The organism is Massilia sp. BSC265, assembly GCF_000740675.1.
Classification (GTDB): Bacteria; Pseudomonadota; Gammaproteobacteria; order Burkholderiales; family Burkholderiaceae_D; genus Telluria.
This window is the reverse complement of record NZ_JPXI01000029.1, coordinates 320513-339832: the sequence shown is the minus strand read 5'-3', so window position 1 is coordinate 339832 and position 19320 is coordinate 320513. Positions and strand designations below refer to the sequence as shown.

At 65.3% G+C, this 19320-nt stretch carries 24 protein-coding genes and 1 pseudogene; 17 read left to right on the top strand and 8 right to left on the bottom strand.

Annotated elements, in window-relative coordinates:
- Together MA09_RS08695 and MA09_RS08690 are read right to left on the bottom strand one after the other, a co-directional pair.
- Positions 1–303 (bottom strand): DUF4936 family protein, encoded by a 303-nt coding sequence (locus MA09_RS08695; protein ID WP_051933296.1) that lies wholly within the window; start codon positions 301–303, stop codon positions 1–3.
- Between the two features lie 6 nt (positions 304–309).
- On the bottom strand, positions 310–1380 hold the full coding sequence (locus tag MA09_RS08690; RefSeq protein WP_036246948.1) for a folate-binding protein YgfZ: 1071 nt from the start codon (positions 1378–1380) through the stop codon (positions 310–312).
- A gap of 137 nt (positions 1381–1517) precedes the next feature.
- Between MA09_RS08690 and mltG the strand changes: the two genes are divergently transcribed.
- From mltG to MA09_RS08650, 9 genes are all read left to right on the top strand, one after another.
- Positions 1518–2516 (top strand): endolytic transglycosylase MltG, encoded by a 999-nt coding sequence (gene mltG, locus MA09_RS08685; RefSeq protein WP_200883045.1) that lies wholly within the window; start codon positions 1518–1520, stop codon positions 2514–2516.
- Positions 2513–3136, top strand: a complete 624-nt coding sequence (tmk, locus tag MA09_RS08680) for a dTMP kinase (RefSeq protein ID WP_036246945.1) — start codon at positions 2513–2515, stop codon at positions 3134–3136. Before mltG ends, tmk begins: the two co-directional genes overlap by 4 nt.
- A gap of 2 nt (positions 3137–3138) precedes the next feature.
- Positions 3139–4170, top strand: a complete 1032-nt coding sequence (locus tag MA09_RS08675) for a DNA polymerase III subunit delta' (protein WP_036246943.1) — start codon at positions 3139–3141, stop codon at positions 4168–4170.
- A gap of 10 nt (positions 4171–4180) precedes the next feature.
- Positions 4181–4558: a PilZ domain-containing protein gene (locus tag MA09_RS08670; RefSeq protein ID WP_036246941.1), complete on the top strand. Its 378-nt coding sequence runs from the start codon at positions 4181–4183 to the stop codon at positions 4556–4558.
- 48 nt (positions 4559–4606) lie between these two features.
- The gene (locus MA09_RS08665) at positions 4607–5128 is read left to right on the top strand and encodes a GNAT family N-acetyltransferase (protein ID WP_036246939.1); all 522 of its coding nucleotides are present in this window, start codon (positions 4607–4609) and stop codon (positions 5126–5128) included.
- A 95-nt stretch (positions 5129–5223) separates the two neighbouring features.
- Positions 5224–5352: a hypothetical protein gene (locus tag MA09_RS25465; RefSeq protein WP_267872579.1), complete on the top strand. Its 129-nt coding sequence runs from the start codon at positions 5224–5226 to the stop codon at positions 5350–5352.
- A gap of 131 nt (positions 5353–5483) precedes the next feature.
- Entirely contained in the window at positions 5484–6266 is a 783-nt protein-coding gene (locus MA09_RS08660; RefSeq protein ID WP_036246937.1) for a TatD family hydrolase, read from the top strand.
- Between the two features lie 3 nt (positions 6267–6269).
- The gene (locus tag MA09_RS08655) at positions 6270–6935 is read left to right on the top strand and encodes an ankyrin repeat domain-containing protein (protein ID WP_036246934.1); all 666 of its coding nucleotides are present in this window, start codon (positions 6270–6272) and stop codon (positions 6933–6935) included.
- Between the two features lie 121 nt (positions 6936–7056).
- Complete coding sequence (locus tag MA09_RS08650) at positions 7057–7971, top strand: methyltransferase domain-containing protein (protein ID WP_036246932.1); 915 nt, start codon at positions 7057–7059, stop codon at positions 7969–7971.
- Between the two features lie 23 nt (positions 7972–7994).
- On the opposite strand, the gene MA09_RS08645 is transcribed toward MA09_RS08650, so the two are convergent.
- A complete protein-coding gene (locus MA09_RS08645; protein ID WP_036246930.1) occupies positions 7995–8213 on the bottom strand; it encodes a hypothetical protein in 219 nt (72 codons plus the stop codon).
- A gap of 78 nt (positions 8214–8291) precedes the next feature.
- On the opposite strand from MA09_RS08645, the gene MA09_RS08640 reads away from it, so the two are divergent.
- The 7 genes and pseudogenes from MA09_RS08640 (at position 8292) to MA09_RS08610 (ending at position 12905) form a co-directional block, all read left to right on the top strand.
- Positions 8292–8492 carry a hypothetical protein gene (locus MA09_RS08640; protein ID WP_036246928.1) on the top strand — a complete coding sequence of 67 codons (201 nt, stop codon included), beginning with the start codon at positions 8292–8294 and terminating at the stop codon, positions 8490–8492.
- A 122-nt stretch (positions 8493–8614) separates the two neighbouring features.
- Positions 8615–8842 carry a DUF6139 family protein gene (locus MA09_RS08635; protein ID WP_036246927.1) on the top strand — a complete coding sequence of 76 codons (228 nt, stop codon included), beginning with the start codon at positions 8615–8617 and terminating at the stop codon, positions 8840–8842.
- A gap of 187 nt (positions 8843–9029) precedes the next feature.
- Complete coding sequence (lpxO, locus tag MA09_RS08630) at positions 9030–9929, top strand: lipid A hydroxylase LpxO (protein WP_036246925.1); 900 nt, start codon at positions 9030–9032, stop codon at positions 9927–9929.
- Positions 9930–9977: 48 nt separating this feature from the next.
- Positions 9978–10655: an alpha/beta hydrolase gene (locus tag MA09_RS08625; RefSeq protein ID WP_036246923.1), complete on the top strand. Its 678-nt coding sequence runs from the start codon at positions 9978–9980 to the stop codon at positions 10653–10655.
- A 69-nt stretch (positions 10656–10724) separates the two neighbouring features.
- Complete coding sequence (gene wrbA, locus MA09_RS08620) at positions 10725–11324, top strand: NAD(P)H:quinone oxidoreductase (protein ID WP_036246921.1); 600 nt, start codon at positions 10725–10727, stop codon at positions 11322–11324.
- Positions 11325–11407: 83 nt separating this feature from the next.
- Positions 11408–11725 (top strand): annotated as a pseudogene (locus MA09_RS08615) (glutathione S-transferase N-terminal domain-containing protein); the annotation flags it as partial.
- Positions 11726–11912: 187 nt separating this feature from the next.
- On the top strand, positions 11913–12905 hold the full coding sequence (locus MA09_RS08610; RefSeq protein WP_036246919.1) for a tripartite tricarboxylate transporter substrate binding protein: 993 nt from the start codon (positions 11913–11915) through the stop codon (positions 12903–12905).
- 69 nt (positions 12906–12974) lie between these two features.
- Here MA09_RS08610 and MA09_RS08605 read toward each other — a convergent pair whose 3' ends face one another.
- From MA09_RS08605 to MA09_RS24530, 3 genes are all read right to left on the bottom strand, one after another.
- The gene (locus tag MA09_RS08605; RefSeq protein ID WP_036246917.1) at positions 12975–14945 is read right to left on the bottom strand and encodes a U32 family peptidase; all 1971 of its coding nucleotides are present in this window, start codon (positions 14943–14945) and stop codon (positions 12975–12977) included.
- A gap of 48 nt (positions 14946–14993) precedes the next feature.
- A complete protein-coding gene (locus MA09_RS08600; RefSeq protein ID WP_036246915.1) occupies positions 14994–15185 on the bottom strand; it encodes a putative glycolipid-binding domain-containing protein in 192 nt (63 codons plus the stop codon).
- Positions 15186–15264: 79 nt separating this feature from the next.
- Entirely contained in the window at positions 15265–15462 is a 198-nt protein-coding gene (locus MA09_RS24530) for a hypothetical protein (RefSeq protein ID WP_152594602.1), read from the bottom strand.
- Positions 15463–15801: 339 nt separating this feature from the next.
- Here MA09_RS24530 and MA09_RS08595 point away from each other — a divergent pair, with 339 nt between their 5' ends.
- Positions 15802–16140, top strand: coding sequence for a hypothetical protein (locus MA09_RS08595; RefSeq protein WP_036246913.1), 339 nt, complete (start codon positions 15802–15804; stop codon positions 16138–16140).
- Position 16141: 1 nt separating this feature from the next.
- On the opposite strand, the gene MA09_RS08590 is transcribed toward MA09_RS08595, so the two are convergent.
- Together MA09_RS08590 and MA09_RS08585 are read right to left on the bottom strand one after the other, a co-directional pair.
- A complete protein-coding gene (locus MA09_RS08590; protein WP_036246911.1) occupies positions 16142–17101 on the bottom strand; it encodes a chemotaxis protein in 960 nt (319 codons plus the stop codon).
- A 146-nt stretch (positions 17102–17247) separates the two neighbouring features.
- Complete coding sequence (locus MA09_RS08585) at positions 17248–19140, bottom strand: AI-2E family transporter (protein ID WP_051933295.1); 1893 nt, start codon at positions 19138–19140, stop codon at positions 17248–17250.
- Positions 19141–19320 lie beyond the last annotated feature (180 nt).

The following is a 19320-nucleotide window of genomic DNA, read 5'->3' as shown; positions in this document are numbered from 1 at the left end:
TCAGGTCCCAGGTAGGAGGTCAATGAATGCTTCGGCGCGGCGCGGTCCCTGGATGCAGGCGCCGAGTCCGGCATCGTGCACGGCCCGTTCGAGGACCGCGCCGAAACCCTCGTCGACGCCGGGATAGACTTCCATCCAGGTCTGCAGGCCGTCGCGCGCTTCAGGGCGTCGCTGCAGCAGCGGTTGGCCGTGCCCGTCGCGCGCGCCGCTCCCTTGCAATTGCATCTGCATGGCGCGCACGCGCGGCGCCAGCGCTGCGGCGTCGTCGATGCGCACCTTGTAGTAGACGTACAGGTCGATCATCGTCGCTCAGACGTCAAGCGCGTCGAGGTGGTAGGGCATGTGCTGGAAGCCGAGGGCCGGACCGCCGGCCGCGCCATGGCGCACGTCCTGGCCGAGCGCATCGAGTTTCATCTCGACCAGCAGGTCGGCGCCGCCCAGGCCGTTCGCGGCGGCATTCACCACCATGCCGCAGGGCTGGCCCGGGTCCGCCATCGCGTATACTTCGTCGCCGGCGCGCGCCGCCGGGTTGGCCACCGTGGCGAGCGCGGTACGGCGCTTGAGCTTGCCAAGGTACTGGCTGCGCGCGACGATTTCCTGGCCCGGGTAGCAACCCTTCTTGAAGTTCACGCCGCCCAGCAGCTCGAGGTTGATCATCTGCGGCACGAACTGTTCCTGGGTCGCGGCCGTCACTTGCGGCACGCCGGCGTGGATCGCGGCCAACTGCCAGGCCTGGTTGCCGCCCAGGGCCAGCTCGCCCACCAATCCCGGCAGCGCGGCGCTCGCCGTCTCGGTCGTGGCCAGCCACAGGTAGCGCGGCGCGCCGAAGGCATTTGCCAGGCGGATCACGGTCCCGGAAGGGCTGTCGACCTTGCCATAAGGAAAGGCGGGCAGCGCGGGAACGTGACGGCGCAGGGCGGTTTCGGCCCTGGCGCCGCCCAGGCCCAGGACGGCGGCGAAGGGCGCTTCGAGGGTGGCGTCGCGCAGCTTGGCCTTTGCCCGCAGCACGAACATCGTCAGGCGCTTCTGCAGCGGCGCCTGGATGGCGCGCGGCAGCTGCAGGTAGACGGTGTCCGGTTCGGCCGCGCTGCTCCTCCAATACAGCAAGGTCGCCTGCAGGCGGCCCTTCGGGGTGCAGTACCCCGCCAGCCGGGCTTCGTTGCGGCCGAGGTGTTCGACGTCGTTGGTCAGCTGGTTGTGCAGGAAACTGGCGGCGTCCGGGCCTTCGACGGCGATGATGCCGAGGTCGGTGACCGGGGCCACGAAACCGTCGGCCAGCTCGCCGGCGGCCAGCGAGCGGCCGAAATCTTCGACTTGCGAGGCTTCGTCAATATGGAAGCGGGCGCCGAGCGAGGAAAGGGTATCTGTCCAGTTGAGCATAAATCCAGTTAGTATTAGCAATTCAGATAGCAAATAAGCTTTATCATTACGGGCTCATTATAAAGATGTCGGCAAAATCGCGCCGAGGGCGTCCAAACCCACGGTCCAACCCACGGCGAAACCCAAAACAAAAAAACATGGCATTCATCAAAAAACTCCTGGTCACCGGCGTCATCGTCTCGGTGGCCGCGGTCGCCGGCTTCTCGTACTGGGCCAAGAGCCCGCTCGATACCGGCGGCAAGGTGGTCGAATTCAGCATCGCCCCGGGCAGCGGCGTCGGCGCGGCCGCCCAGCAGATGGCCAAGGCCGGCGTGCCGGTCAATCCGCAGTTGTTCAACATCCTGGCGCGCGTGACCGGCGAGGCCGGCAGGATCAAGGCCGGCAGCTACGAGCTCAAGCAGGACACCTCGCCGCGCCGCTTGCTGGCCCAGCTGGTGCGCGGCGAGTTCGCGCAGGAAGCGATCACCATCGTCGAAGGCTGGACCTTCCGCCAGATGCGCGCGGCCATCGCCGCCCATGAACGCCTGCGCCACGACACCGTCGCGCTGTCGGACGAAGAACTGATGCAGAAGATCTCGAGCGAGTACAAGGCGCCCGAAGGCCTGTTCTTCCCGGACACCTATTTGTTCGCCAAGGGCTCGTCGGAGCTCGAGATCTACAAGAAGGCGCACCAGGCCATGCTGAACCGCCTGAAGAGCGCCTGGGAAGGACGCGACCCGAGTCTGCCGTACAAGACGCCCTACGAGGCCTTGATCATGGCCTCGATCATCGAAAAGGAAACCGGCCAGACAAGCGAACGCAGCATGATAGCGGGCGTGTTCGTGAATCGCCTGCGTACCGGCATGATGCTGCAGACCGACCCGGCCGTCATCTACGGCATGGGCGAGCGCTTTGCCGGCAACATCCGTAAGAAGGACCTGCAGACCGACACCCCCTATAATACCTACACCCGTGCCGGCCTGCCGCCGACCCCGATCGCCCTGCCGGGCATCGGATCGCTGCAGGCGGCGCTGGCGCCGGCCAAGACCCAGGCCCTGTATTTCGTGGCGCGCGGCGACGGCACCAGCCAGTTTTCCGACAACCTGAACGACCATAACCGGGCGGTCAACCAGTACCAGCGGCGGATCAACCAATGACGGAGCCGGGCAAGGCGGGAAAATTCATCACCTTCGAGGGCATCGACGGGGCCGGCAAGTCGACCCATATCGGCTTCGTCGCGGAGTACCTGGCCGCGCGCGGCAAGACCGTGGTGTCGTCGCGCGAACCGGGGGGCACGCCGCTGGGCGAAAAGCTGCGCGAGCTTCTGCTGCACGAGAAGATGCACCTGGAAACCGAAGCGCTCCTGATGTTCGCCAGCCGCCGCGAGCACATGGCCCGGGTGATCGAGCCGGCATTGAGCCGCGGCGACTGGGTGCTGTCGGACCGCTTCACCGATGCCAGCTTCGCCTACCAGAGCGGCGGGCGCGGCCTGGATCGCGCCAAGCTGGAAGCGCTGGAAGGGTGGGTGCACCCGGAACTGCAGCCGGACCTGACCCTGCTGTTCGACGTGCCGCTGGCGGTGGCGCGCCAGCGCCTGGACGCCACCCGCACGCTCGACAAGTTCGAGCGCGAGCAGGCGGATTTTTTCGAGAAGTGCCGCAACGAATACCTGCGCCGCGCCGCGCAATTCCCGGAACGCATCGTGGTCGTCGATTCGACCCGGTCGATCGCGGCGATCCAGCTGCGGCTGGCTGAAATTTTGGAGAAGTTGTCGTGACGATGTACCCCTGGCAGGGAGCGGCGTGGACGCGCCTCCAGCAGATGCGCGAGCGCCTGCCGCATGCCATCCTGTTCCACGGCCCGGCGGGCGTCGGCAAGGCCGACTTCATGGAAACCTTCGCCCAGGCCCTGCTGTGCGAGAACGTGCGCCCGGACGGCCACGCCTGCAGCAGCTGCGCTTCCTGCGGCTGGTTCCTGCAGAACAACCACCCGGATTACCGGCGCGTGCGACCGGAAGCCCTGGAAGACGAGCCGGCGGCGGACGCCGAAGAAGGCGCGGAACCGGCCGCACCCGCAACCGCCAAGGCCAAGTCGAGCAAGGCGCCATCGAAAGAGATCAAGATCGAGCAGATTCGTGCGCTGGCCGACTTCATGAACATCTCGACCCACCGGCAGGGCCTGCGCGTGGTGGTGCTCTACCCGGCCGAAAGCCTGAACATGCCGGCCTCGAACGCGCTGCTGAAGACTCTGGAAGAGCCGCCGCCGGGCACCGTGTTCCTGCTGGCCTCGAACAGCCTCGACCGCCTGCTGCCGACCATCCTGTCGCGTTGCCGCAAATTTGCGCTGTCGATGCCGGCCCATGATGAGGCCTTGGCCTGGCTCAAGGAGCAGGGCGTGCAGGACGCCGACAGCTGGCTGCGCGAGCAGGGCGGGGCCCCGCTGGCGGCGCTGCTTCAGGCGGAGGCGGGCAGCCGCGAGGACATGGAGGCCTTGCTCCATTTCCTGGCCAACCCGGCCGTCGACGGCGCCCTGCGCACGGCCGAGAAGCTGTCGAAGGCATCCTTGTCGGCGCTGGTCGCTTGGCAGCAGCGCTGGCTCTATGATGTGTTCTCGGTGAAGCTGTCGGGCAGGGTTCGCTACTACCCGCGCTACCGGAACCAGCTCGCGGCGCTGGCGGGCAGGGTGTCTGCCGGCAGCCTGAACCGGGCGATCAAGGCCGCCAACGAGCGCCGCGCGGTCGCCGATCACCCTCTGTCGGCAAAATTGTTTGTCGAGGATATGTTGCTTGAGTACACTTCGTGCTGCGCATGAAAGGAAACCGATGAACGCCACCTCCGTAGAGCCGAGCGTCCCGCAGCCGCCGCGGCCGTCCGTGCTGTCGCTGGCGATCAAGGAAAAGGCCGCGCTGTACGCGGCCTACATGCCCTTCCTCAAGAATGGCGGCATGTTCGTGCCCACGACCAAGCCCTACAAGATCGGCGACGAGATCTACCTGATCCTGTCGCTGATGGACGACCCCAACAAATACCCGATCGCCGGCAAGGTGGCCTGGATCACCCCGGCGGGCGCGAACAACAACAAGGCGCAGGGCATCGGCGTGCACTTCCCGGCCGACGAAGCCGGGCAGCGCGCCAAGCTGCGCATCGAGGAAATCCTCGGCGCGGCGCTGCGCTCGGCGCGCGCCACGCACACCCTCTAGTTCAGTTTTCTTCATCTTTGCTGACTTTGGATCAGCTTTGCTTAACTTATGCCGTCCTACGTCCACCGCCTTGCCACCCGCGATGACCTGCCGGTCATTGTCGACATCTACAATTCGACCGTCGCCTCGCGCGAAGTCACCGCCGACACCGAACCGATCACGGTCCAGTCGCGCGAACAATGGTTTGCCGACCACACGCCCGAGCGTCGTCCGCTGTGGGTGATCCACGCCGCCGACGACACGGGCGCTCACCCGGAAGTGCTGGGCTGGCTGTCCTACTCGAATTTCTACGGGCGCCCGGCATACTCGGGCACGGCCGAGGTGTCCATCTACATCGCGGAGGCGGCGCGCGGCAAGGGGATCGGGCGCTACTGCCTGGAGCTGGCGATTGCCCACGCGCCGAACGTGAACGTACACACGCTGCTGGGCTTCATCTTCGGCCACAATGCGCCGAGCCTGGCGCTGTTCGGCAAGTATGGCTTCGAGAAGTGGGCGCATTTCCCGCGCGTGGCCAACCTGGATGGGATCGAGCGCGACCTGATCATCCTGGGCAAGCGGGTGGCCCAATAGGCCTTAAGCCCGGCTTAATCGTTGTTCACTATCTTGCGAGCTAGACTCGCCCCAGCCAGCCGAGTGAGCAGGCCAACACTTACCAAGAGGTTCCAATGAAATCGAAGTTCACCAAAATCGCTGTCGGCGCCGCCATGGCACTGGCGTCCGCCGCTGCCTTCGCAGCGAGCACGAGCTGCTGCAAAACCCTCGCGTGCTGCCTGGAGATGCTGGGCTGCTGCTAAGCGCCGGTAAAGCGTCAGCTGGGCTTCGGTCCCGTTTTCGCAGGGAGCAGCCGGCGGTCCCGGTCGCGATCGGGCAGTCCCGCTGACATGACCCGGAAGAGGGCCGGCACCCGCTCGGGTACAATATCGGGATGTTTATCGATTCCCACTGCCACATCAATTTCCCGGAGCTGGCTGCCCGGATGCCCGAGATCCTGGCCAGGATGGCCGAGAACAAGGTGACGCACGCGCTGTGCGTCTCGGTCGACCTGCCGGACTTCCCCCAGGTGCTTGCCCTGGCCGAACAGCATCCGCACATCTTCGCCTCGGTCGGCGTCCATCCCGACTACGAAGACACGCCCGAACCCAGCGTCCAGCAACTGGTCGCGCTGGCCGACCACCCGAAGATCGTCGCCATCGGCGAGACCGGGCTCGATTACTACCGCCTCGAGGGCGACCTCGAATGGCAGCGCGAGCGCTTCCGCACCCATATCCGCGCCTCGCGCGAGACCCGCAAGCCACTGATCATCCATACCCGCGCCGCAAGCAGCGACACCATCCGCATCATGAAGGAAGAGGGCGCCGGCACCGATGCGGGAGGCGTGGCGGGCGTCATGCACTGCTTTACCGAATCGCTGGAAGTCGCCCAGGCGGCCATGGAGCAGGGTTTCTACATCTCCTTCTCCGGCATCGTCACGTTCAAGAGCGCGAAGGAACTGCAGGAAGTGGCCAGGGCCGTGCCGCTCGAGCGCATGCTGATCGAGACCGATTCGCCCTACCTGGCCCCGGTACCTTACCGCGGCAAGATGAACGAGCCGGGCTACGTGGCCCACGTGGGCGAGTTCATCGCCAACCTGAAAGGCGTGTCGCTGCGCGACGTCGCCCTGCAAACCAGCGAAAACTTCTTCACGCTGTTCAATACCGCAAAGGCCTGAGCCATGACCCGAACCCGCCGCGCGATCCTCTCCGGCTGCCTGCTTGCCGCAGCCGTTCACCTTGGTACCGCCTCGGCGGCAACACCCGAGCAGGTCGCCAACTTCTTCCGCGCGGTGCAGGTCGACAATGTCTCCGCGGTCAAATCGATGGTGGGGAAGGAGATCAATCCGAACGCGATCAACCCGGTCGGCGGCGAACCGGCCCTGGTGCTGGCCGTGCGCGAGGGATCGATGCGCGTGTTCGACGCCTTGCTGCTTCACCCCGGAACCGACCTCGAAGCCGAGGCCATCAACGGCAACACGGCGCTGATGATGGCCGCCTTCAGGAACAACCGCCGCGCGGCCGAGGCCTTGCTCGCCAAGGGCGCGAAGGTGAACCGTTCCGGCTGGACGCCATTGCACTATGCGGCCGCCGGCGGCAGCGAAGACATCGCCCGCCTGCTGATCGCCCGCAAGGCCAGGCTGGACGCGCTGTCGCCAAAACAGAGCGGCGCCTACACGCCGCTGATGATGGCTGCGCGCGAAGCCCAGTCCGGCATGGTGCGCCTGCTGCTGGAGCAGGGCGCCAACCCGGCCTTGAAAAACACCGAGGGCCTGACGGCGGCCCAGATCGCCGAGCGCGCCGGCCAAACGGACATCGCAGCGACGATTTCCAACTTCAAGCGCTAAGCGTTTCACATTTTTGCTGGGAACTAGGCGGTAAACACCCCGCAGCTCGCCGCTTGAAGCGCCTGCATCCTTGGCCATAATGCCTCCACGGATAACGACCATGAGGGAGATAGGGCCAATTATGCTGAACGAACGCGAAATCGAAAGCTGCTACCTGGGGCAGTTCATTCCAGTGCACTACCATCACAACATGCTGATGGACCAGAACCGGATGCACAGCTTCAAGTCCGCCATCCACTATGCGGTCAAGCCGGGCGCCAAAGTGCTGGAGCTGGGCGGCGGCACCGGCGTGCTGTCCTTCTTTGCGGCCCAGAAGGCGGCGAAGGTCTACTGCGTCGAATTCAACCCCGACATGGTGCGCGAGGCGCGCAAGTTCCTGGCGATCAATCCCAACGGCCACAAGGTCGAGGTGATCCATGCCGACGCCTTCGATTACCTGCCGCCGGAGCCGGTCGATGTCGTCATCTGCGAGATGATCCACGTCGCCATGCTGCGCGAAAAGCAGGTCGAGGTGATCGAATCCTTCAAGCGCCGCTACCTGGCCAGATTCGGCGGCCCGCTGCCGGTGTTCCTGCCCGAGGCGGTCATCATGGCGGCCCAGCCGATCCAGCAGGAGTACGATTTCGAAGGCTTTCATGCGCCGATCGTGCAGTTCCAGGAGACCGGCGTGGTCCATTCGGGCACCGTCGAGCTGGGCCAGCCGGCCGTGTACAGCCTGATCGACTTCAACCAGCCGGTCGACAATGTGTTTTCCTGGGAAGGCGGGATCGTGGCGGAGAAGAGCGGCCTGCTCAATGCGATGCGCTTCATTACCAAGAACGTGCTCGCGATCGTGCAGGAAGAGTCGACCACCATCGACTGGCTGAACCACTACATGACGCTGCCGCTGGCCCAGCCGGTGCAGGTGGAGGCGGGCGACCTGGTGCACGTGGCCTTCCAGTACCGGGCGGGCGGGTCGATTCCCTCGCTGCAGGCCTCACTGAGGGCGCAGGTGGTGAACCAGCGTGTGAGGGAGCAGCTGGCGGCGTTTGCCTGATTTTTCGGGAAGCTGCTCAGGGATCAATCTAAGGTCTCCCAATCCATGAACGCCTGATAGACGTCTTCGTCGGGCAGGGTATTGAAGTATTCGATCTCGGCCATCGCCAGTCGGAATGCATCCGCGCCCTTGGCTGTTTCGTTCATTTGCGGATCGACGTAAACGGCGTCGAGATGCTCGGCCTGGGCCATGCAATCCGCCTGGCCGAGCTTTTCCCCCATCCACCCCGTCATTTCTCCCATTTGTCGCAGATCCGTTGCCTGGATGGCCCCGGCAGCCTACCCTTCTCCTGCGCCGTTATTTTTCAGAGGAGCGAGACAATGTTCGGTTTCCTGCTATGGTTGCTGCTGCTGTTCCTGTGCTGGCCCATTGCCCTGCTGGCCCTGGTGCTGTACCCGCTGGTCTGGCTGCTCCTGCTGCCGTTCCGGTTGCTTGGTGTCGGGGTCGAGGCCGTATTCGAGTTGCTGCGCGCCATCGTGATGCTGCCGGCACGCATACTCGGGGCATCGCCCGGCCGCTGAGCCCTGGTGGCAGGCTGCGCGGCTGAGTGTGGGCCAATTAACAGACGACAGCGTTTCGATCTTCTACTGTGGAACTGCCCGCTTTCATCGGGAAAGCGGGCTTTGACTTTGAGGAAACGACTATGCGCCTGGATATTTACCGCAGACCAGAAAACGAGGGCAAGCTGTCTTACCTGGCAGTCCCGGAAGCACGCAACATCCCTGAAGAAGCCACCAACACCGACTGGGAAATCGAAGTCCGTGCGATCGAAGTGCCCGACGACGCCGACCGGCTCGAGGACTACGATCTCGACAACGTCGCCGGCCAGATCAGTGAAAAAGGGTATGCGATCACCTCGGTCCAGCACTAAGAACGCATCTCGGTAGTCTTTCCTGGACTGGCTTGCCCCAGTCCCAGCAGCAAGACGCCGGCGCTCCGCTGAGGAATTGCCGGCGTGACATAGTTTCCCAAAATTACGACCCGGCCACCGACGGCCGTCTGGCCGTTGTGATATCCTGCGTCCCTCATCAGGTAAGCCAGCACGGACGGAGGTCGCAATGAAATGGGTAGTGGTCGGTTTTTACGTTCTCTCGATCCTGCACATCCACTTCCGGGGCCGCGTGCGCCTGCCTTTCCGGCGCCAGCTGTTCGACCATTCGTCGTTCATGGCGCCGATCAACATCTTCATGCACAAGTTCTCGCGGGTCCCGAGCACGCCCTTCATCCCGGTGAGCGCATTCCCGGAGCTGGCGCGCCTGCAGGAGAACTGGCCGGTCATCCGTGCCGAAGCCGAAAACCTGCTGGCACTCAAGAAGATCAAGGCGGCCGAGCAGAACGACGACGCCGGCTTCAACTCTTTCTTCAAGAACGGCTGGAAGCGCTTCTACCTGAAGTGGTACGACGCCAGCCACCCGTCGGCCGAGCGCCTGTGCCCGCAAACCTATGCGCTGCTGCAGTCGATCCCCTCGGTGAAGGCGGCCATGTTCGCGGAGCTGCCGCCGGGCGGCAAGCTGAACCCGCACCGCGACCCCTTTGCCGGCTCGATGCGCTACCACCTCGGCCTGGCCACGCCGAACGACGACCGCTGCTTCATCGAGGTGGACGGCGAACGCCACAGCTGGCGCGACGGCCAGGGCGTGGTCTTCGATGAAACCTATATCCACTGGGCCATCAATGGCAGCGAAAGCGACCGGGTGATCCTGTTCTGCGACGTCGAGCGTCCGATGCGCTATCGCTGGATGGGGGCATTCAACCGCTGGTTCGGCCGCACCGTCATGACGGCCGCCGCCTCGCCCAACGAAACCGGCGACCAGGTTGGCCTGGTGAGCAAGCTGTTCCGCATTTCCTATTACATGGGCCAGTACCGCCGCCGTCTCAAGGCGTGGAACAAGACGGCCTACAACATCACCCGCGTGGGACTGGTGATCGCGTTGGCCGCCTTCATCTACTGGATCTGACCGGGCGAGGCAGCCTCCTCGGCCGGCAAACCGCCCGAGGAGGCCACCATGCCCGACGCACGTCTGGGCGCGCGACCCGCGCCCGCCGCCGTATTCCCCCTTGAGGCCCCGACAGGCCTGCACAAGCTCGACGTGGGCGGGACCCGCGACAGCTACGTCTTCGTTTCCAGCCAATACCGCCCGGATAGGCCGGCGCCGCTGGTCCTGCTGCTGCACGGGGCCGGCGGCCATGCCCACGATGGCTTGCGGGTGCTGCTGCACCTGGCCGACCACGCCGGCCTGATCCTGGTGGCGCCGGCATCGACCCGCCATACCTGGGACATCATCGCCGGACGCAGCTACGGTCCCGACCGCGACCTGGCCGACCGCGCGCTCGCCGACGTCTTCGCACGCTACCACGTCGACGACACGCGCGTGGCGGTCGGAGGCTTTTCCGATGGCGCCTCGTACGCGCTGTCGCTGGGCCTGGCCAACGGCGATCTGTTCACCCACGTACTGGCGTTCTCGCCGGGCTTCATCGGGCCGATGACTCCTCGCGGCGAACCCAACGTGTTCATCTCGCACGGCACCGACGACCCTATCCTGCCGATCGATCCCTGCAGCCGACGCATCGTGGCCCAGCTGCGCGCCGCCGGCTACCCGCTGCGCTACGAAGAGTTCGAGGGCGAGCACGTGATCCCGCCCGGCATCGCCGAGTCGGCACTGGACTGGTTGGCGAAAACCTGACTTCTGGCGGGTGACGTGAAAATGCCTTTCGAAGCAGAATAGGATTTTTCCAATCACGTGGAGGAAGGTATGTCGAAAGTCCTGGTGCTGTACTACTCGACCTATGGCCACATCGAGCAGATGGCCAATGCAGTGGCCGAAGGCGCGCGCGCGGCCGGCGCGACGGTGGACGTGAAGCGCGTTCCCGAAACGGTGCCGGAAGAAATCGCGAAGCACGCCCACTTCAAGCTGCAGCAGGACGCCCCGATCGCGACCGTGAATGAGCTTCCGGACTACGACGCGATCATCATCGGCGCGCCGACCCGCTACGGCCGCATGCCGGCCCAGATGGCAGCCTTCCTCGACCAGACCGGCGGCCTGTGGGCCCGCGGCGCCCTGAACGGCAAGGTGGGCGGGGCCTTCACCTCGACCGCCACCCAGCACGGCGGCCAGGAAACGACCCTGTTCTCGATCATCACCAACCTGCTGCACTTCGGCATGACGGTGGTGGGCCTGCCGTACAGCTACGCGGGCCAGATGTCGCTCGACGAGATCGTCGGCGGCAGCCCCTATGGCGCCTCGACCATCGCCGGCGGCCAGGGCCAGCGCCAGCCGAGCGAGATCGAGCTCGGCGGGGCACGCCACCAGGGCGAGCTGATCGCACGCACGGCCAACAAGCTCTTCGGTTGAGGGGGGGAGAAAAGGACTGGCGTCGGCGGGCCGGCCGGAAGTTTGCTATCGTTGGCAGTCCCGCAATCCGACGGAGGACCGCCATGTTGGATCTCAGCGCTTTCGGCATCACCGCCAAGTGGCCCGCGCGGCACCCCGACCGCATCCAGCTGTACCCGCTGCCCACGCCCAACGGCGTAAAGGCATCGATCATGCTCGAGGAAACCAGGCTGCCCTACGAGGCGCACGAGGTCAGCTTCGCGACGGATGACCGGATGTCGGCGGCTTTTCTTTCGCTGAACCCGAACAACAAGATCCCCGCCATCCTCGACCCGAACGGGCCGGGAGGCAAGCCACTGCCCCTGTTCGAGTCCGGCGCGATCCTGATCTACCTGGCCGTGGCGGCGGGCCTGAAGATACCCGGTTGAGCCAAAGGCCCAGGTGCCGCGCGAGCGGCGCAGCCCTCGCTTTGCGGCCGCAGGGGCGGCAATGCGTGCACAAACTACGTATTTCCACGTAGCGCGCCGCCCGTCTTCCAGTGTGACGAATAGGATAAACTGTCTGCGCAATACCAGTTCATCAACTAAGCATCAACAAAGGGTGGAGACTATGCGACTATTTTTCGGCACGGCTGGGGGTACTGCTCTCAAGCTGGCATGTGCAGCGGCGGCATCGGCGATTTCCTTCAGTGCACTGGCGCAGAACTGGCCGGGCTCGACCGTGACTGTGGTGGTGCCATGGCCGCCGGGCGGACCGTCGGACATTGCCGCACGCCCGCTCGCCAAGGGCCTGACCCAGGGGCTGGGCCAATCCTTCGTGATCGACAACCGCGCCGGCGGCGGCGGCAACATCGGGACGGCGGCCGTCACCCGCGCTAAGCCGGACGGCACGACCCTCCTGATCACCTCGAGTGCACCGATCGTGATCAACCCGAGCCTGTACAAGAGCATGAGCTTCGATCCGCTGAAGGACCTGGCGCCGGTCACCAACCTGCTGCGCGTGCCGCTGGTGCTGGTCGTCCATCCCTCGGTGCCTGCCAACAACCTCAAGGAGCTGATGGCCCACATCCAGTCCAAGAAGGGCCAGTTTTCGTACGGTTCCTCGGGCAACGGCACCCCGCAGCACCTGACCAGCGAACTGTTCGCCAGCGTCACCAAGCTCTCGATGACCCACGTGCCCTACAAGGGTTCGGCGCCGGCCATCTCCGACCTGCTGGGCGGCCACATCCCGATGATGTTCGACAGTACTATCGCGATCATGCCGCACATCAAGAGCGGCAAGGTCAAGGCGATCGCGATCTCGGGCGCCAAGCGCTCGCCGCTGCTGCCGAACGTGCCGACCTTCGCCGAAGCCGGCCAGCCGCAGATCGAGTCCTACGCCTGGTACGGCATGTTTGCACCTGCCAAGACGCCGGCAAACGTGGTCGCCAAGATCAATGCCGAGGCGATCAAGGTGATGAAGGGACCGGAATTCCAGAAGGTGTTGGCCGATACCGGTTCCGACTTCGTGGGCGATACACCGGCGAACTTCGGCAAGTTCGTACAGGCCGAGCATGCGCGCTGGTCGAAGGTCGTGAAGGACAGCGGCGCGACCGTCGACTGATCCTGCCGGCTGCTAAATAGAAACGCCGCCACGGGCGACCGGGCGGCGTTTTTTACCGATTGGTCAAATTCAGGCGCGCGGGCGCTGCTTGTGGAAGACCAGCGGGCTGTAAGGGACGGCCGAGGGTGGCGGCTGCTTGAGGATGTTGTCCTTCATCGCCCCCACCACGTGCATCTCGCAGGGCTTGCAGTCGAAACGCAGGGTATAGCGCTCGTTGCCGCTCACCAGGGTCATGGGCTCGGCCTTGACCTGGCCCTGCACGCCCTGCACACCCTTGGCCTGCTTCGGGCACAGGTTGAAGGAGAAGCGCAGGCAGTGCTTGGTGATCATCAAGGAAACTTCGCCCGGCTCCTCGTGCGCCTCGTAGGCCGCATCGATCAGCTGGACGCCGTGCTTGTGATAGAAGGCACGCGCCTTTTCGTTGTAGACGTTGGCCAGGTAGCTCAGCTGCTGCTCGGGATAGATCGCCGGCGGCTCGCTCGGGGCCTTGCGCGGCGGACGCTCCCAGCTGGCCAGGCGCGCCGCTTCGTGGGCGGCGATCGCATCGCGGCGCAGCGCATTGATGGCGCTCGATGCCACGAACCAGGGCTGCGACAGCTGCAGCTCCACCGAGCCGGCTTCGAACATCGTATTGCCGAGCTTGGCGATGCTGGTGCGCAGCGATGCTTCCGCCTGGGCCGCCTGCTGGGCCGGCTGCAGGGCAATCGCCGCGCTTGTCGCGGTCTCGATGCCGTCCTCGTCGCGGATGGCGAGAACCAGGCCGTCCGGCCGCTCGGCGAGCAGCAGATCCACGCGGACCTTGCGTTCCGAGGATTTCTTGCTCAGTGCCGATTCCCACTGGTGGTCGCGGTTGCGGTGGACGATGGTGCCCACCTTCAGGCCCGCCAGGCTCTTCACCACCTCGTTCGGGAACACGCGCCAGCGCTGGCCATCGTCGTCTTCGCCCAGTTTTTGAACCGTGTTGGCGTGGATGCCGACGGTATCGCGCTTGTTCATGTAGTTCAGGCCGTCGCCGTTGGCCATCGGCGCATTGGTGGCGAGGTCGATGAAGTCCGGGCCGATGCGGGTGACCGTGCCCAGTTCGACGCCGATGTACTTGGGCGAGTCGAAGGCGCCGATGTCGTCCTGGCGGCCGAGCGCGAAATAATCGGTGTGGCCGCGGTGGAAGTTCTTGTCCACGTCCGGAGTGAACAGCACGCGGGTATCGCCGCTGGAGGCGCGTGCGAATTCCGGGCGGCGCTCGAGCAGCTCATCCAGCAGCAGGCGATAGTGGGCCGTGATGTTCTTCACATAACCCATGTCCTTGTAGCGACCTTCGATCTTGAACGAGCGGATGCCGGCGTCGACCAGGGCTTCCAGGTTGCGGCTCTGGTCGTTGTCCTTCATCGACAGCAGGTGCTTCTCATACGCGACCACGCGGCCCTGGCCGTCGCTCAGGGTGTACGGCAGGCGACAGGCCTGCGAGCAGTCGCCGCGGTTGGCGCTGCGGCCGGTGTCGGCATGCGAGATGTAGCACTGGCCCGAAAAGGCCACGCACAGGGCGCCGTGGACAAAATACTCGAGCGGGGTGTCGACTTCGCTTTTGATCTTCCTGATCTGCTCGACGGTGAGCTCGCGCGCCAGCACCAGCTGCGAGAAGCCGACCTCGCCCAGGAACCTGGCCTTCTCGGCGGTGCGGATATCGCACTGGGTCGAGGCGTGCAGCTGGATCGGCGGCAGGTCCATCTCCAGCAGGCCCATGTCCTGGATGATCAGGGCATCCACGCCGGCCTCGTACAGCTGCCAGATCTGCTTGCGGGCGAGATCGAGCTCGCTGTCGTGCATGATCGTGTTCATGGTCACGAAGATGCGCGCGCGGTAGCGGTGGGCGAATTCCACCAGGGCGGCGATGTCCTCCAGCGGATTGCTGGCGTTGTGGCGCGCGCCGAAGGCGGGCCCGCCGATGTACACCGCGTCGGCGCCGTGGAGGATGGCCTCGCGGCCGATCTCGGCGGTTTTGGCGGGCGACAGCAGTTCAAGCTGGTGGTCGAGCAGTGACATGGCGGGAATCCTTGATGCGAAGGGCGAAATTATAGCGAGATCAAGGCCTTAAGTCATTCGTGGGCCGTAGATTGACGCGTCACATGTATCGCAGCAGATCCAGTAGCTGCAGCCGAAGGGGCCGTCGCCGCAATCGCCGACCACGACCCCATCCGCGACGATGGTGTCGTCGCGGTATTCAAGACTCAGGTGTTCCAGCCCGACGCCGTCGACGGGCTGCCAGCGGTATGCATGCGCCATGGTCGCCTCCGATCGCGCCCCAACGATAGCACGGCGCGCAGGGCGCTGCAGGTGTGGCGCCGACGGACGGCTGCAGGAGTCAGTCGTTGCGGTGATGGCGGCGCCGTTCGCCCTTGCGCCGGCGCTCGGGCTGGTCGTAGGCGCGCAGCAGGATGTCGCGCGGGAGGTGGCAGCTGTCGAGGTAGTCGAGGGCGAAGCGCAGTCCCCGGGTTTCCGCCAGAAAGAAGGCGTACTCGGCGGTCACTGCGCTGTCTTCGTCCCGTCGTCGTTGCGGCATAGTGTGCTCTCTGCGAAATGGCGGCTGCTCGCCGCGCGATCCCGCTTTGTCCGGTCGGCGGAGAAACAGTTCCCCGCCTGGCCGGTACCCCCGATATCGTACCGACGTGTTGTCAATAGTACATTACTCGCCGCTGCGCACGATGTGAATGTGTTAGTGTTTGTTACATCGGAACGACTGGAATGCATTTCGCGTTGACAGCGCATATGCGCGGCGACACCGGCCTCATGGATATCGCCTTCCCCTCGTGCGTGAGGCCGACTTCGGCAGCCGGACCCACCATTTGGTGGCCAGTGCCCTCACCAGCCTGGGGGGGCCGCGCTGGCCGAGGCCGGCCAATTGCAGGAAGGCGAGGCCAGGCTGGTGGCCGGACTGGCCATGCCGGAACAGTTGCTGGGGGACGGCCATGTTGACGTCGCCTACAGCCTGACCGAACTGGGCAGGCTCTACATCGCGCAGGGCCGCAAGAGCGAAGCGCTCGCGACCTGGCAGCGCGCCCCGGCGATCCGGCTGCGCACGCGCCCCGGTCATCCGGCGACCAGGGAGACTGCCGACCTGCTCATCGCCCGGTACCGCGAGGGGGGCGCGGCGCGCGCCGCCGAACAAGTGGAAGCGAACGTGGCTGCGGCAGCGCGGGAGACGTCCGCTTCCGGCGCTGCCGCAGTGTCGTCGGACTGATTTACTGGCGCAGGACGCGGCGGATCGTATTCGCCAGGTCTTCGGCCGAGAACTTGGCCACGTAGGCGTCCGCCTGCACGTTCTTGACGTGCTCTTCATTGGTCGTGCCCGACAGCGACGAGTGGATGATGACCGGCATGTTGGCGAAGCGGCCACTCTTCTTGATGCTGCGGGTAAGCGTGAAACCGTCCATTTCCGGCATTTCGAGGTCGGTCAGCACCAGGGCAACCTTGTCGTGCACGCTTCGACCTTCGCTTTCGGCGGCATTTGCGATGCTGTTGAGCTGGTCCCAGGCTTCCTTGCCGCTCTTGGCCATGATGAAGGGCAGGCCCATGGCCTCGAGGCCTTGCTCGATGAGCGCGCGCGCCACCACCGAATCGTCGGCCGCCAGCACCACCGAACCGGGCTTGATCTGGATTGTCGCGCCAACCGTCTGCCGGTTGATCTCGGGGCCCGCGTCCGGGTTCATGTTGCGCAGGATGGTCTCCACGTCCAGCACCTGGGCCAGGCGGCCAGGCTGGCCGTTTTCTTCGGGCAGGCGGGCAATGCTGGTGACCATGCCGCTGCCGGCGCTGTGCTCGGCCGACATCACCTGGTTCCAGTCCAGGCGCACGATCTCCTCGACGCTTTCGACGGCGAAGGCCTGGGTGGTGCGGGCGAATTCCGTCACCAGCATGATGTTCAGGCCGGTTTTCGGCTTGACGCCGGCGATCGCGGGAAGGTCCAGCACCTGGATGATCTGGCCGCGCAGGTTCACCACGCCCAGCACGTGCGGCATCGCACCGGCAACAGTGGTGATTTCCGGCATCGCGACGATCTCGCGGATCTTGAACACATTGATGCCGAACAGTTCGCTGCGCTCCCCGTTCTCGTCGCCGCCGAGGCGGAACAGGAGGAGCTCGAACTTGTTGGTGCCGGTGAGGTTGCTGCGTTCGTCGACTTCTTGTTGGACCGAGTTCATATTTCGCCGTGAGAAAAGTAATGCGGAAAGTAATGCAGATAGGCAAGCATTTTACGTGGGAAACATCGTCGAGCGTAAAGACTGCGGCAAAACGGAGGTGGTTTTTCGCCCGTTGATGGACGGAAAACAACAACTTTGACGGCTGTCTAGCCTTGGCGCACGAACTCCGGCGTAGCGGCGGTCCTGGCCTGGGCATTGCGGTCGGGCGCCACGAAGGCCAGCCCTTCCTCGAAGGAGCGCAGGATCATGTCCACATAGGCTTCGACCAGCGCGCGCTTGGGCAGCTGCTCGTCGTAGGGCAGCAGGACAGTGACCATCAGTGCCTCCGGCAGGCTGGCGCGCAGCTCGGCCACCGCGGCCCGCCACGCTTCGAAATTGTCCTGGCGCGGATAGGTGATGAACACGGTCGACACCAGCTCGGGCGTGCCGCCTTCCGGACGCTCGAATGGCGCGCCGGCGATCAGGCTGCGCGCATCGACGTCGCCCTCGCGCAGCGCGCGCACCAGCAGCTCCGTCAGGAACTCGTCGCGCTCGGACGGCAGCCCGGCGCACAGCACGATCGAGCCGGCCGGCACGTCGAGCGAACCCTGCCAGCGGCCGAACCGGGCCTCGCGCATCTGGCGCAGGTGGGCGCCGATGTTCGCGTCCAGCAGCGCGACCTGCTTGCGCCGTCCGCGCGCGCCGATGTCCGCAGCCGTGGCCACGGTGTCGGCGATGTTGGCGATCACGGCGCGCATGCGCGCCTCCTGGGCCTTGTCGATGGCGCCGGTGCCGAGATCCGACACCGCCATGCGCAGGCCGGGCAGCAGCACGTGGTCGCAATAGCGCGCGAAGCTGTAGCGGCGCACGTAGGCGCGCGCATCCTTGGTCAGCTCGGCGGCCTCGCCGGCCAGCACGCGCTGGTGGAAGCGTTCGGCGTCCGACATGTTGGGAGCATCGCCCAGCAGGATGGTGATCGGCGCCAGCGCACGCACGTGGCGCCCGGCCACCACCAGGCACAGGGTCAGCGGCGTCGACAGCAGCAGGCCGACCGGACCCCACATCGCGCCCCAGAACAGCGCCGAGACGACCACCGCCAGCGGCGACAGTCCGGAACTGTGGCCGTAGACCTTCGGCTCGATGAAGTTGGCCAGCACCAGCTCGAAGGCCAGGAAGATCGCCATGCAGGTAAGCGCCAGCGACCAGCCGGGGTCGATGGCGGCGACGAACACCGCGATGATCGTCCCCGCCAGCAGCACGCCGAGGTAGGGCACGAAGCGCAGTACGCCGCTCAGCACGCCCCACAGGATGGCGTGCGGGATCCCGGCCAGCCACAGCGACAGGCCGATGACGACGCCGAAGGTGGCGTTGACGATGAACTGCGAAAGGAAGAAGCGCGACACGCCCTGGGCCGCATCGCCCAGGGTACGGATGGTGCGGCTGACTTCGGCCTGGCCGGCCAGGCGCACCAGCCGGTCGCGCAGCGAGCCTTGCTCCAGCAGGATGAAGACGAGCAGGATCAGTACCACGCCGGCTTCGCCGATCGGTCCCCAGACCAGGTTGATCACGCGTCCCAGCGTATCCTTCATGGTGCGCGGGGTGCGCACCTCCACCGGCAGCGGCTGGTTGGGCGTGACCACCAGGTTGCCGCGCCGTACCCGCGCCGCCTCGCTGGCTGTGACCGGTGCCACCGCACTCAGCTCGGCCTCGATGCGGCTGATCGGGCGTTCGACCAGCTCGCGCACGTTGGCGACCTTGGTCTTGATTGCCTTGCGGTACTGCGGCAGGTCGCGCGTGATCGTCACCAGCTGGTCGAACAGCACCGCGCCGATCCCGCCCACGCAGGTGGCCACCAGGGCCACCGACAGCAGCACGGCCGGCATGCGCGGCAGGCCGACCCGCGTCATGCTGCGCACCAGCGGCGCCAGCACCAGGCTCAGGATCAGGGCCAGGGCCAGCGGTTCGAGGACTTCACGGCCAAAATACAGCAGGGCGACGACGCAGGTGGCGCTGACGACGGTGCCGGCCGTCAGGCGCAAGGTGGGTGGCAGGACATTCATGCGGTCGTCGTCGGCTCATGAGAATGGAAACCGGCTATGTATAAAGGAAAATCCCGCGTTCGCCAAGGGGCCAATCCTGGCCGGACGACTTTGAACCGTTTTTCGAACGGCGGCAGGGGCATTTCCGGCGAATCTGCTCGTCCGGCGTCGCTACTTCGATTATCATTGCTGCAACAGTTG

Excerpts from the sequence above, each read along its gene's own strand:
- tmk (WP_036246945.1), top strand. The coding sequence starts at position 2,513 with ATGACGGAGCCGGGCAAGGCGGGAAAATTCATCACCTTCGAGGGCATC.
- MA09_RS08610 (WP_036246919.1), top strand. The coding sequence starts at position 11,913 with ATGCGACTATTTTTCGGCACGGCTGGGGGTACTGCTCTCAAGCTGGCA.
- MA09_RS08665 (WP_036246939.1), top strand. The coding sequence starts at position 4,607 with ATGCCGTCCTACGTCCACCGCCTTGCCACCCGCGATGACCTGCCGGTC.
- MA09_RS08605 (WP_036246917.1), bottom strand. The coding sequence starts at position 14,945 with ATGTCACTGCTCGACCACCAGCTTGAACTGCTGTCGCCCGCCAAAACC.
- wrbA (WP_036246921.1), top strand. The coding sequence starts at position 10,725 with ATGTCGAAAGTCCTGGTGCTGTACTACTCGACCTATGGCCACATCGAG.
- MA09_RS08585 (WP_051933295.1), bottom strand. The coding sequence starts at position 19,140 with ATGAATGTCCTGCCACCCACCTTGCGCCTGACGGCCGGCACCGTCGTC.
- MA09_RS25465 (WP_267872579.1), top strand. The coding sequence starts at position 5,224 with ATGAAATCGAAGTTCACCAAAATCGCTGTCGGCGCCGCCATGGCACTG.
- mltG (WP_200883045.1), top strand. The coding sequence starts at position 1,518 with ATGGCATTCATCAAAAAACTCCTGGTCACCGGCGTCATCGTCTCGGTG.
- MA09_RS08600 (WP_036246915.1), bottom strand. The coding sequence starts at position 15,185 with ATGGCGCATGCATACCGCTGGCAGCCCGTCGACGGCGTCGGGCTGGAA.
- MA09_RS08640 (WP_036246928.1), top strand. The coding sequence starts at position 8,292 with ATGTTCGGTTTCCTGCTATGGTTGCTGCTGCTGTTCCTGTGCTGGCCC.
- MA09_RS08655 (WP_036246934.1), top strand. The coding sequence starts at position 6,270 with ATGACCCGAACCCGCCGCGCGATCCTCTCCGGCTGCCTGCTTGCCGCA.
- MA09_RS08645 (WP_036246930.1), bottom strand. The coding sequence starts at position 8,213 with ATGGGAGAAATGACGGGGTGGATGGGGGAAAAGCTCGGCCAGGCGGAT.
- MA09_RS08625 (WP_036246923.1), top strand. The coding sequence starts at position 9,978 with ATGCCCGACGCACGTCTGGGCGCGCGACCCGCGCCCGCCGCCGTATTC.
- MA09_RS08660 (WP_036246937.1), top strand. The coding sequence starts at position 5,484 with ATGTTTATCGATTCCCACTGCCACATCAATTTCCCGGAGCTGGCTGCC.
- MA09_RS08675 (WP_036246943.1), top strand. The coding sequence starts at position 3,139 with ATGTACCCCTGGCAGGGAGCGGCGTGGACGCGCCTCCAGCAGATGCGC.
- MA09_RS08690 (WP_036246948.1), bottom strand. The coding sequence starts at position 1,380 with ATGCTCAACTGGACAGATACCCTTTCCTCGCTCGGCGCCCGCTTCCAT.
- lpxO (WP_036246925.1), top strand. The coding sequence starts at position 9,030 with ATGAAATGGGTAGTGGTCGGTTTTTACGTTCTCTCGATCCTGCACATC.
- MA09_RS08695 (WP_051933296.1), bottom strand. The coding sequence starts at position 303 with ATGATCGACCTGTACGTCTACTACAAGGTGCGCATCGACGACGCCGCA.
- MA09_RS08635 (WP_036246927.1), top strand. The coding sequence starts at position 8,615 with ATGCGCCTGGATATTTACCGCAGACCAGAAAACGAGGGCAAGCTGTCT.
- MA09_RS24530 (WP_152594602.1), bottom strand. The coding sequence starts at position 15,462 with ATGCCGCAACGACGACGGGACGAAGACAGCGCAGTGACCGCCGAGTAC.
- MA09_RS08590 (WP_036246911.1), bottom strand. The coding sequence starts at position 17,101 with ATGAACTCGGTCCAACAAGAAGTCGACGAACGCAGCAACCTCACCGGC.
- MA09_RS08670 (WP_036246941.1), top strand. The coding sequence starts at position 4,181 with ATGAACGCCACCTCCGTAGAGCCGAGCGTCCCGCAGCCGCCGCGGCCG.
- MA09_RS08650 (WP_036246932.1), top strand. The coding sequence starts at position 7,057 with ATGCTGAACGAACGCGAAATCGAAAGCTGCTACCTGGGGCAGTTCATT.